Below are 12,203 nucleotides of genomic sequence, written 5' to 3'. Positions count from 1 at the left end.
AATAAAAGTGCCTAAGATGCGTGGAGCATAACGGAGCTTGTGAGAATCCACAGTGGTGAGATGTAACAGAACATTATTACGGCACGCGGGATCGGTCTTTGATTGGTTCAAATTTGTGACATAGCTATCGTTATTTTTTTGGCGACACCAATATAGAACAGCGTTCAAAATTTAGACCTGCTTTCAGAAAAATATTTTTTTTGATTACCAACGATACTTTTTTGACGCCAAGAAGATCAAATCAGCTGATGACTAATAACCTAAAGAAATTAAAAACAATAACTTAATGCTCACTGCGAATATTTACTCGTTACACTTTGTAACATTTACTGTGCAATTACACAGAAATCTACCAATCATAAATGTAAAAAGCGTGGGTGACATGGGAAAAACAGGAAGAGGATAACGAGGGTATAGAAGTAGGTAGCAAGTAGAAGGGGCGCTTCTACTTGCTGTACCATTACGCGGCTTGAACAGCGCCTTTTTTGAAGAATTTCAGGATTTCTTTAAGCCCCAGTTGCAACGCTAAACAAATAGACGCGGTAACAACAATGGTGGCCCCTGACGGTAGATTCATCTGGTAAGAGAAAATCAACCCCGTTAACGTAAAGCCAAGGCACCATAAAATACTGTGGCACATCATGGATAACATCGATTTTGTATATTGCGCCGCCATGTACGCTGGCATGGTTAGCAGCGCCATCACCAATACAATACCCACCACTTTCACTAAGATAACGCTGGCAATTGCCACCAGCACTAATAATGATAAGTACATGCGTTTTACTTTAACGCCTTTACTCTGCGCAAAATCAGCATCAAAAGACATTAAGACTAGCGAACGATAGTTATAAATCGTGTAAGCACCAATGATGAGTACACTGCCCCCCATCAGATATAACGTCGAGACTGGAACAGTGAGAATACTACCAAACAGGTAACTGCTTAAATCTGCCCCATATCCCGGCGTTAACGCCATTAAGATGATGCCGATTGCCATGCCTAGCGACCAAATCAGACCGATAAAAATATCTAACTGCTCTAGTTTACGCTGACTTAGCACCCCTAATAACAAGGCATTAATCGAAGTAAATACCAAGGTTGTTGGCATTACCGCAGTGCCTGCATAGAAAGCTAACCCCACACCTCCGTATGCTGTGTGAACAATACCACCAGAGAGAAATACTAATCGATTGGTCACGACTAATACGCCAATAATGCCGGCAACAATGCTAACCAGCACTGCTGCAATTAATGCATGTTGAATAAAGTTATATTGTAAGAGCTCGATCATACTAAAGCAGGACTTGTTTTGTGATTGGTTGTAGTTGGCTGAACAAGATCTTGAAGAAAATGGCTGTTCACGCCGTATAAGTGTTGCAACATATCAGACGTTAATGCCTTACTCTGCTGCACTTTCATGGTTTGGTTTAGCCCTAAAATCACATCAATCTGATACTCTAAAATACCCATATCATGGCTTACCACTAATACTGCAACATCTTTGGGCAGCGCTGATATCAAGGCAAAAAATTGTGCCGTCATGCTTGGATCGACATTACTGGTTGGCTCATCAAGGATTAATAACTTAGGTTGGGCAATCAACGCCCTAGCCACTAATACACGTTGACGCTGCCCGCCGGAAAGGTCTTTAAACAGCGTATTTTCTATATGCTCGATATGCATTTGTTGTAATGCTTGGGTTAATAAGGCTGGCAGCGATGCCTTATCTTTTAGCTGCTCTGCATTGGCCCCCATTAATACTACGTCTTTTACTGTGACGGGTAATATTGGATTCAATTTATATTGCTGAGGAACATACCCAATAAGCGCTGGATGGCGACCGGGACGGTCGCCAAACAGTGCGAGATTGCCCTGATAACCCGATAATATGCCCAGTAGTAGTTTGACTAATGTCGTTTTACCACCGCCATTGGGTCCAAGTAATGCACAACGTTGACCTTCGTAAAGCTCGAAGTTTATGTCAATTAATGCTTGATGGTTCTTATAAGCAAAACTGACATTCTGTACATCCACAATCTTTTTCATTTTTTCGCTCTTAATGATTCACGTTAGATTCAAACGCGTTCGCAACCGTTAGCAAGTTATTACCCCAATCTTCTGCAAGTGGGTTAATTGCCACCACTTTGCCGCCAATTGCATTCGCAATAACTTTTGCTTGTTCTTTTGAAAACTGCGGCTCAATAAAGATAACTTTAATGTGCTGTTTCTTTGCTGTATCAATCAGTGATTTTAGACGTTGCGCACTGGCTTCTTTACCTTCATTTTGAATAGGCAGTTGACGTAAGCCGTAATCTGTCGCGAAGTAACCCCACGCTGGGTGATACGTCATAAATTGATTATGTGCTGCTGGGATCTTCGCCATAATCGCAATTAAAGCATCATCAATTTGATTGATCTTTTTAGAGAATTTCAGATAATTTTCACGATATTCTTGCTGGTGCTGAGGATCAATGTTAATTAATGCATCACGAATGTTCATGGCTTGAATACGCACAAGGGCTGGTGATAACCAAATATGTGGGTCTTTAATGCCTGATGCCTCAGGAATACGCTCACCATCGTCGTTATAATCCATTGGCATACGCTCAATACCTTGCTGGGTATCAACAATCGTTAGATCTTTTGCTGAGCTTTTAAATTTGTTTAACCAGCTTTTTTCAAATGGCACACCGATAGAAAAGTAAAGTTTACTCTTGTTAAGTAACACAACTTGGTTTGGTGTTGGTTCGTAATCATCTGGCTCAGCGCCTGCTGGCACCATTACATTGACATTAACATTATTCCCGCCAATTTCTTTCACAAAATACTTTTGTGGGGCAATACTTACCGTTACATCAATTGGCGCTTCTGCAGCCATTGCTTTTGATACTGAAAACAAGACGCACAGCGTTGTCATCAATACTATAAATGAAGACTTCTTTTTCATTGATCTATTCCTAATCACGACATGAATAATCCTGAGGTAAACACTCAGAATTGTTATGTTATAACATTTCTTTGTTTTTAATAGTTCGAATATTTATAAAAGAAGCAGTATTAGTTAATTAATAACAATTAACTACCATTAAATATAATAGCATTAAATAACAACCAACCTTCCCCTCTTTTATTTTTTAATTAAATATCATAAAGATATTTAATTAAAAACGTTAACTCTCATTGTTTAACGTTATTATTATTATTATCAGTGAAATCTTAATTATCGATATTGCTGGTTATTAATAAGTGCTAATTTTACGTGGTCGTGAAATTAGTACACCTTACTCTATATTACTAGACATTATAGAATAATTGACGTGATTAATTTGTCTTCCAACGGCGAATTGCACGGCGATAATTACTGACATCAAAAAATTGCATCTCTTGCGCAATTTGGTGATCATCCCATTGTTTTATCTGTTGTAAATATAAAGCATGCTGCTGGTTAACCTCGCCCAATAATGAACGGTAAGTATGATGATGTGCTTTTAATCGACGTTTTAGCGTGGCAGGGCTCATTAACATCATTTCAGATAACGCATTTAACGACGGGACTTGAACAAGGTTTTGGCGAAACACATTTCGAATATGGCTCAATAAACCACAACTTGGAATGGGTGTTATCTTTCGTGCCACTTTATACAAGGTTGAAGAGCTATCTTTCAAAGTGACATCCAGATACTGCTTGGGTAAATGCAAGGCAATCATCGGCTGATTGAAATTGACCTTCTCCCAATACATCTGATAATGCTCTTGCCATGGTGGGCATAACCAATCCACCATAACAGACCAAGGTAATTGGGTATCAGCTCGCCAATTAACTAACGATATAACCGAAGTAAAGACATACTCTGTTAACCAACGAAAATAAGCAATACGATCTCGGGAACTCAATGAAGCCTCAATCCCATAAGGATCTTCGACGAAAACATAAACGCCCGAATCATCAAATTGTGTGGTGAGTTTAGATAAAGGGAAGTAGCTCTCAGAGTAAAGCGCTATATTATTCATCAAGGTGTTGACGGTCGGGGCATGGATCAATATATGGCTAGTCGTCGGAAATACACTCGGGATCAATTGCTGCCCAAACAGAAAGCTCAATTCTGGAAACTGCTCTAACTTCGCTACATTTCTAATTAAACGAGAGAATTGTACGGGACTTACCTGTAAATCTTGCGTAATTAAATCATCATAAAAAATCCCTGTATGCCGTAATACGTAGTGCATATTTACACCACGGCTACTGAGTAAATCCAGTAATAACGCAATGTGTTGCCTTGCAGAAATGGTTTTATCGTGGCATTCCAACCATGGTGCCGTCACTGCGAAATGCCCTTTCATGCGCTACCTTTATAAACGTGGGGCTCACGTGAAAGGTTTATCGCTTCATCTATCTGTTTGTATAATGACGGTAATGAGTAAGTGGACGGTTTGACTTCAACAATACCTATTTGCCATTGCATCTCTATGCGAATACTAGAATCTAAATAAAATTGGTAAGTGCTGAGTAACTGTTCAACATAGCGAGCATATATTACTGCATCTTTCTTGCTTAACCCGTCCAGTAACATAAGGTAGTGATGCCCCGCAACTTGGCACACTAAATCACTATGGCGAGATGCAATTAACAGCAATTCAGAGATCGAGACTCTGAGTCTTTCTGCTTCTTGAGGTGAAAGTTGAGGTAAAAGTTGGTAACTGTTTTGTAAGTTAATCGCAATCAAATAACAATCATTTTGTTTGCTCGACTCTGCGTATTGCGCTGTCAGTGCACGGTGTAAATAACTCAACTCTGGGAGGCGATAATTTTCAGGATGGAGCGGCGTTCGCGCATTTAACTGTTGGCGTTGCATCACATAATTTTTTACTACTGCAAGCTCTTTACGCCACAAACAAAAGGCATAAGTCACAATGGCCAGCCCAAGGATCATGTACTCCATGGTATTTCCAATCATGGTGTAGTTTTTTAAACGAATAAACTCATCAATAACATCTTGGGTTAACGCTAAAAAAATACAGGTAAACCCCATCGCAAAATAGTTGGTAATTTTCCCCGGTGCACGGGTGGACAGGATCACCACCAGCCACACCAATACCATGATTGCCGATGAGCCTTCCCCTACAACATCTAACCAATTAACTTGCTGATGGCTCTTAATCGTGCCGTTCGTAATATTAAACACAATCAGACTCAGTAACGCTATATTGAAATAGATGGCAAACAAATTGTTGCCGACGCAGAAGGGCTAACAATTTACAACGACGGTACGGTGAATGAACTGATTGTATCAAGCCAAGGTAACCACACTTATGCTGTTTACGATCTGGATAATAACTACCGCTATAAAGGCAGCTTTGCGCTCACCGCCGATGATGATAATGGCTTAGATGGTGCCAGTGAAACCGATGGTATTCATGCTGTTTCTGCCACGATTAGTGATCGTTTCCCGCAAGGATTATTCCTTGTTCAAGATGGCTATAACGTTGATGCCTCGTATGACGATCAAAATCAAAACTTCAAAATGGCAGACTGGCGTGACATCGCCAACGCATTGAAACAATAATGAATATAAAAAGGGCTTTGAATTCATCTTCAAAGCCCTTTAAGTATTGTTATTTACTAATAGTCCTATCAAATTATTTCACCATGTTGTTGCTTTTGTACATTGGTGAGAAAACAGGTACGTATAATTTGATAATTTTATTCATGATTGTAGACATGGTTAATTCCTCTGAAAATCAAGTATTAATAAAGTTAAAACAGCATACAAAGTCAGGTTTTATAAGCTTCAACCTTGCTGCTATGTGAGGAATTATAATCAGGCAGACTTAATTTAAAAACGAGAAAAACACCAAGTAAACATTAGATTAACTAATGCGAATAAGTTTTCATTCTGGCGTTATTTTTATTTAAAAAAGAGTCACAATATTCACACTTAACCTATTGAAAACTTAGTTCACAAGCAAAAAATCGCTGCTCACTGTCATTATAAGAGCGAGCATAAGTGCGAAAATTTCAGTCAGCATATATTTATACTCACCCCACTCGATAGTTGGCACACCAGGTTTTGCTCATGGGCAACATTGCTAGAAATTAAACGTCCAATAACTAATGCGATATATGAGTTCTTCAATATAAACGTCTTTTTATTTATTATTGAATTAGCTTTTATTTTACAATTATTATTTTGTAAAAACATCGCAACCTTATATTTTCCATATCAATAAAGCCACAAATAAAAAATATAAAACCATTTATTTAAATAATTAAAAAATGACACTTATTAAACATATATTTAATTTTTAAGTTTAATTAAAAATAAGATTAAATTTAGTTTTATTTTTTGTGACAAAGCTCAAATTTGTTACGAGAGTATAATATGGTTTTATTAAGAAAAATCGCATGAATGCGATTTAAAATACGTAAATTTACGTTTTATACTTTAAAAAACACCACGAAAAACCAAGAAGTAGCAATAAAACGCTATGAAACCAATAAAAATACGGCTATATATTGTTCACTTATTATTAGCCGAATGAAACATATACTCGCTAAAACAAAATAATGAGTTATTTTTGTCTTATCTGTTGTCAGATATATCTATTAGTAGATCCAGATCGCTTTCATCATTTCTTTATATATTTATCACCAGTCCATAATATATAATGAGTTAAAATAATAATGAGTTTTAAAGTCTGTAAAGGTTTAGCAATGGAAATTCGTGAATTTAAGATAACAGGTATAATTCAGCAGGGAGCAAACCATCGAGAAATTGATTCGGTCATTAGCTCAACATCAAGCATCGAAGCTTTCAATACTTTCATTAATGAGAACCCAACGATCAGAGATGGATTCAGACTTGAATGCCATAACAATAGTGATCAGTCTGATACCGCGATATATAGCAATGCCAGTAACATGACCAAACTGACAATTTGTTTGGGCTAACATAGCCGGTACTGAGATAAAACGACCGCCTATATCATAAAAACTGTATCGTCGTGGATAGCCTCTCATAACGTTACGGTTTTTATTCATCAACACGTTAAATACTTCCCTCTTCTTATTGTGGTCGTTCTCGGAATATTAACAACAGCATTAGCGTACCACACCAACCTCAACGCTTTTATTTAGATCAAGCCTTTCTTTCTTCTCTCTCACTTATTTACCGCTCAAGATTAAATGCTATGCATATACTCACGTTATAACTCAAAGTTCAACGTGGAGTAGCACCATGAAAATAACAACGCTGATCGCCTTATTCATGCTACTTTTCTCGCCGTTATCATCCGCTGCTATTCACAAAACATACTACCCCACAGGTGAGCTAAGAAGTCTAGATAACTATGTGAACGGTAAGCTCGAAGGGCTACGAAAAGGCTTTTACAAAAATGGCGTGTTAAGAACTGAGGGCTATTTTAAAAATGGCAAACCCGAAGGCATGGTAAAGAGCTATTACGACAATGGAGCACTTCAGCTTGTTGGCTATTTTCGTAACGGCTACCCACATGGCCCCAGCAAAATTTATTATAAAAGTGGCGCACTAAAATACGAAGAAAACTATCTTAATGGGCAAACGCATGGGCTGTTAAAGGCTTACTACCAACATGGTGGGATCAAACTTGAAGAGAACTATGTTAATGGCAAACCTAGGGGAAGTTTAAAAGGCTACTATGATGACGGTACGCTAGAGTTTGAAGAAAATTACCGTAGAGGTAAGCTCAATGGCGTAGCAAAAAGCTACTTTAGAAATGGGCAATTAAAGGTTGAGGAATATTATGTTGATGGCAAAAAAAATGGGGTGGTAAAAATATACAACAAGCAAGGTGAGCAAATTGGTCGATTACGTTATAAGAACGATGAATTAATTGACAGCAATAAGCCATAGCTCATAGCTCATAGCTCATAGCAGCGTGATACTCTTTTCCTATCATCCAAAATAAAAAATGGATAGGAACTCACGCCCCTATCCATTTTATTTTTCATCAATATTTCGCTTATATGGCAGCGTATTACATACCAGCGCTTAAGTGCATGCCATAGAAGAAGCCACGGCCGATTAGCTCTGCTACCACAATCATGGTAAATGCCATAGCCATCGGTAGTACTGTTACATTTTTACGCTGAACCACAGGTAATAACCACAGCACCATTGCAGCGACGATTAAGACAATACGGGCTATCTGCAAGCTTGTGTGCTGTGGCACTACCGCTAATGCCGTCGTCACACTGGTTTCAATACTCGCTAGGTGCGATGAAAGCAACATCACAACCATTACTACCGCGAACATCCCCACCAACCCCATAACAGGTAGCAGCTTGTTCGCTACTGTGCTGTCATGTTTTGCCACTGATAACAGGAGTTGTGCCAATGCTGTACCGCTGATCAGCATAGTGATCACAAATGCTGCTGGCGTTAACGGTGTGTACCACGTAGGCACAGTATCAATCATGTATACCATGGTCATCGCATACATAAAGGCAACGCCCACCAGCATCGCACCGATCATTAGGGCTTTGCGGATTGCTACACTGCCAACGTTTAATACCGACAATAACCAGAACATGCCACCTAAAGCGAAGAACGCACTCCCCGTTGCAATTTCATTTGATAACCAAGAGCTACCCAGCATATTCAACGCATTCATTGCGCGCAGTGGGCTACCAAGGTGCATAATCGATGCAAGGAAACCCAATCCCATTATCGCCCATAAACCGAACATCGCTTTATGAAGACGCTTTTCTGCAGCGAGTGACAGTTGCTTTGTTAACATCATGGTAGCTAACACTAAAAATGCACCTACCGATGTTTGTGCCAATACCGTAAAGACGATAAGCGGCCATTCATGCCATGCCATATTACACTTCCTTCGGGTTAGCCAAGTGACCTGTGGTGTCTCCACAAGGACGCGCATGGCGGTTCGGTTTAATGATGATGTTTGGTTGCGTTAATGATGCTTTTGGTAGCGGTGCCACTTCTGCATGACTGCCGTATTTGGCACGTAGCTCTGCAATAGGGCCAAACTCCAACGCACGTAGCGGACAAGAATCAACACAAATAGGCTGTAGCCCTTGACCAACTCGCTCATAACAACCATCACACTTGGTCATGTGACCTTTTTCAGCATTGTATTGTGGTGCGCCGTAAGGACATGCCATGCCACAGTACTGACAACCGATACATTTTTCAGTGTCGACAACCACAAAGCCGTCTTCTTTACGCTTGTGCATCGCGCCGCTTGGACAAACTTTGGTACAAGCAGGTTTAGTACAGTGATTACACGCCATCGATACATAGTAAGAAAACACGTCTTGACGCCAAGTGCCGTTATCTTCTACCCAGTTACCACCCGCATATTCGTATACACGACGGAAGTTAACCCCAACATCTAAATCTTTGTTGTCTTTACAAGCAAGCTGACACGTTTTACAACCGGTGCACTTACTTGAATCAATATAAAAGCCGTATTGTTTCATGCTTTAACCTTATGCCTTTTTCACCAGTTGAACTTCCACTAAGTTAGTGTGCTGTGGGTTACCTTTCGCCAGCGGACTCGGACGCTGAGAGGTTAATACGTTGATACAGCCACCTTTATCGACTTTACGTTTATCAGGGGCATACCAAGCACCTTCACCCAGAGCAACTACACCCGGCAGAATACGTGGGGTGACTTTGGCTGGAATTTGAGTTTCACCGCGATCGTTGAAAATACGGATCAAATCGCCGTTTTCGATACCACGTTGCTGGGCATCAATCGGGTTAATCCACATTTCTTGACGTGCCGCTTCTTTGATCACATCGACATTGCCATAGGTTGAGTGACAACGGGCTTTGTAGTGGAAGCCAGTTAACTGCAGTGGGAATTGCTCACGTTGTTTTGAATCCCAACCATCAAACGTTGACACATAGATAGGCAGTGGATGGATCACTTCGTCTTCTTGAAGTTCCCATGTTGCCGCTAGGTGTGCTAAACGCTCAGAGTAGATCTCAATCTTGCCCGATGGTGTCGTCAGTGGATTCTTCTCTGGATCTTCACGGAAGTCTTTGTAAGCAACAAAGTGGCCGTTTGGATCGCGACGCTTGTAGATACCTAGCTTACGCATGGTTTCAAAATCAGGCAGTGATGGATCTTGCTCACGAGTTAACGCATACAAGTGACGTAGCCATCCTTCTTGATCACGACCTTCGGTAAACTGCTCACCCACGCCCATGCGTTTTGAAATTTCAGAACACATTTCGTAAATACCTTTGGCTTCAAACTGCGGTTCAATCGCTTTATCGGCAAAAATGAAATACGGCATGTTGGCTGCTTTAGTATCCATACAGAAATCAGATTGCTCTGAGGTTGTAAGATCAGGCAGGACGATATCGGCATATTTTGCCGATGACGTCATGTGGTTATCAATCACCACAATCAGCTCACAGGCTTTGTCATCTTGTAAGATCTCGTGGGTTTTGTTGATATCAGAATGCTGATTGATCAAACAGTTACCCGCGTAGTTCCAAATCATTTTAATTGGTGATTTGAGCTGTTTAACGCCACGGACACCATCACGTAGATCGGTCATTTCAGTGCCGCGAACAATCGCATCTGTCCATAGGAACATAGGGATCGACGCTTCAATCGGGTTCGTTAAGGTTGGGAAACGGACAAACGGAATGTTGTAGTCAGATTCACGCGCCCCCGTACCACCACCGTTAATACCCACGTTACCTGTAAGCAGTGCTAACATTGCGATCGCACGACAGGCAATTTCACCATTAGCGGTACGCTGTAAGCCCCAGCCTTGTAATACCGCACAAGGTTTGGTTGAGCCAATTTCACGGGCGGTTTTAATAATGGTATCAACCGGAATGCCGGTAATTTTTGCTGCCCACTCAGGTGTTTTCACAATACCGTCTTCGCCTTCACCTAAGATGTAAGACTTGTAGTCACTCTTCGCGGGCGCTGATGCTGGTAAAGTTTTCTCATCGTAACCGACACAGTATTTATCCAAGAATGGCTGATCGACCAAATCTTCTTTGATCATCACATACGCCATTGCCGCAACAAATGCTGCGTCTGTACCTGGACGAATTGGGATCCACTCATCTTCACGACCACCCGCAGTGTCGGTATAACGAGGATCAACCATGATCATGCGCGCTTTTGAACGCTCTTTTGATTCCATTAAGTGATGGATCAAACCGCCGCCTGACATACGGGTTTCAGCCGGGTTATTACCAAACTGTACAATTAACTTGGTGTTTTCAAGATCAGAGAACGAGTTACCCGCCCCCCAGCCACCATAGGTGTAGTTAAGGCCTTCTTTGATTTGTGCTGTTGAGTAGTCGCCGTAATGATTTAAGTAACCACCACATAGGTTCATCATACGTGCCACAAGCGAGCCTGCTGGCGGCCATGATTTAGTAACGGTGCCGCCAAGCGTACCTGTACCATAGTTCAGATAGATCGCTTCGTTACCGTGATCTTTGATGATTCGCTTCATATTGTTAGCGATTTCATCATACGCCTCATCCCATGAAATACGTTTGAATTTACCTTCACCACGATTTCCGACACGTTTCATTGGGTACTTCAAACGATCAGGATTGTAAACACGGCGACGCATTGAACGGCCACGTAAACACGCACGCACTTGGTGATTACCGTATTCATCATCACCTGTGTTATCGGTTTCAACCCATTTGATTTCACCATCAACCACATGCATACGTAATGGACAACGGCTACCACAGTTAACGGTGCACGCACTCCAGACGATTTTTTCATTCACCGCTTGCTCTGTCGCGGCAGCAACAGGGCTTGATTTAAATGGCAGGGTCATGGCGCTGGCAGTCGCAGCCAATCCACCGACAGCACTCGACGTTTTCATAAAATCACGTCTTGATAGGCCACCGGAAATCATTGCTTTCAGTGTGTTTTTCATAGGACAACTACTCATAAAAAATGCGAAAAGACTCTCGCGGTCTTTTTCTGGGCGTTCTTTTACACTGAAATTACAGAGAGAATTATTGCGCTAAATCAACAAATCGTATTTGCAATATGAAATTCCATAATTGTTAAATCACAACTGAGAAGTTAGTCACAAATTTATACAACATGAAATTTTCACCAATATTTAACAAACATTTAATAACATAATTAAATGCAATTGCTTGTTTTGTTTTTTTGACCAAGCGCAATTTTTTCCGCTT

The 12,203-nt window shown here is 40.7% G+C and carries 11 protein-coding genes; 2 read left to right on the top strand and 9 right to left on the bottom strand.

All coding sequences use genetic code 11. From position 1 onward, the window contains the following. Positions 1-460: 460 nt before the first annotated feature. The 5 genes from C9J40_RS18035 to C9J40_RS18015 all read right to left on the bottom strand — a co-directional run bounded on the left by C9J40_RS18035 (position 461) and on the right by C9J40_RS18015 (position 5,186). Positions 461-1,294 (bottom strand): metal ABC transporter permease, encoded by an 834-nt coding sequence (locus tag C9J40_RS18035; RefSeq protein WP_107208763.1) that lies wholly within the window; start codon positions 1,292-1,294, stop codon positions 461-463. Next, the gene (locus C9J40_RS18030; RefSeq protein WP_107208762.1) at positions 1,291-2,049 is read right to left on the bottom strand and encodes a metal ABC transporter ATP-binding protein; all 759 of its coding nucleotides are present in this window, start codon (positions 2,047-2,049) and stop codon (positions 1,291-1,293) included. Before C9J40_RS18030 ends, C9J40_RS18035 begins: the two co-directional genes overlap by 4 nt. A 10-nt stretch (positions 2,050-2,059) precedes the next feature. Continuing rightward, a complete protein-coding gene (locus tag C9J40_RS18025; RefSeq protein WP_107247584.1) occupies positions 2,060-2,950 on the bottom strand; it encodes a metal ABC transporter solute-binding protein, Zn/Mn family in 891 nt (296 codons plus the stop codon). A gap of 374 nt (positions 2,951-3,324) precedes the next feature. Next, positions 3,325-4,344: an AraC family transcriptional regulator ligand-binding domain-containing protein gene (locus tag C9J40_RS18020; protein ID WP_107247583.1), complete on the bottom strand. Its 1,020-nt coding sequence runs from the start codon at positions 4,342-4,344 to the stop codon at positions 3,325-3,327. Next, complete coding sequence (locus C9J40_RS18015) at positions 4,341-5,186, bottom strand: diguanylate cyclase domain-containing protein (protein WP_107247582.1); 846 nt, start codon at positions 5,184-5,186, stop codon at positions 4,341-4,343. Before C9J40_RS18015 ends, C9J40_RS18020 begins: the two co-directional genes overlap by 4 nt. A 21-nt stretch (positions 5,187-5,207) precedes the next feature. Here C9J40_RS18015 and C9J40_RS18010 point away from each other — a divergent pair, with 21 nt between their 5' ends. Continuing rightward, positions 5,208-5,567 carry a phytase gene (locus C9J40_RS18010; RefSeq protein ID WP_369919108.1) on the top strand — a complete coding sequence of 120 codons (360 nt, stop codon included), beginning with the start codon at positions 5,208-5,210 and terminating at the stop codon, positions 5,565-5,567. Between the two features lie 1,232 nt (positions 5,568-6,799). Here C9J40_RS18010 and C9J40_RS22025 read toward each other — a convergent pair. Beyond that, entirely contained in the window at positions 6,800-7,048 is a 249-nt protein-coding gene (locus C9J40_RS22025; RefSeq protein WP_158259272.1) for a hypothetical protein, read from the bottom strand. Between the two features lie 190 nt (positions 7,049-7,238). Here C9J40_RS22025 and C9J40_RS17995 point away from each other — a divergent pair, with 190 nt between their 5' ends. Continuing rightward, on the top strand, positions 7,239-7,892 hold the full coding sequence (locus C9J40_RS17995) for a toxin-antitoxin system YwqK family antitoxin (protein ID WP_107208757.1): 654 nt from the start codon (positions 7,239-7,241) through the stop codon (positions 7,890-7,892). A gap of 124 nt (positions 7,893-8,016) precedes the next feature. On the opposite strand, the gene C9J40_RS17990 is transcribed toward C9J40_RS17995, so the two are convergent. From C9J40_RS17990 to C9J40_RS17980, 3 genes are read right to left on the bottom strand one after another with little or no spacing between them, the layout of a single operon-like run. Next, complete coding sequence (locus C9J40_RS17990; RefSeq protein WP_107208756.1) at positions 8,017-8,862, bottom strand: DmsC/YnfH family molybdoenzyme membrane anchor subunit; 846 nt, start codon at positions 8,860-8,862, stop codon at positions 8,017-8,019. Position 8,863: 1 nt separating this feature from the next. Beyond that, entirely contained in the window at positions 8,864-9,481 is a 618-nt protein-coding gene (locus C9J40_RS17985) for a DMSO/selenate family reductase complex B subunit (protein WP_107208755.1), read from the bottom strand. A gap of 9 nt (positions 9,482-9,490) precedes the next feature. After that, a complete protein-coding gene (locus C9J40_RS17980; RefSeq protein WP_107208754.1) occupies positions 9,491-11,935 on the bottom strand; it encodes a DmsA/YnfE/YnfF family dimethyl sulfoxide reductase in 2,445 nt (814 codons plus the stop codon). Between the last annotated feature and the right edge of the window lie 268 nt (positions 11,936-12,203).

The organism is Photobacterium sp. GB-72 (assembly GCF_003026095.1).
In the GTDB taxonomy this organism is placed as follows: domain Bacteria; phylum Pseudomonadota; class Gammaproteobacteria; order Enterobacterales; family Vibrionaceae; genus Photobacterium.
The sequence above is the reverse complement of the archived record's forward strand: the minus strand, read 5'-3'. Positions and strand labels throughout refer to the sequence as shown.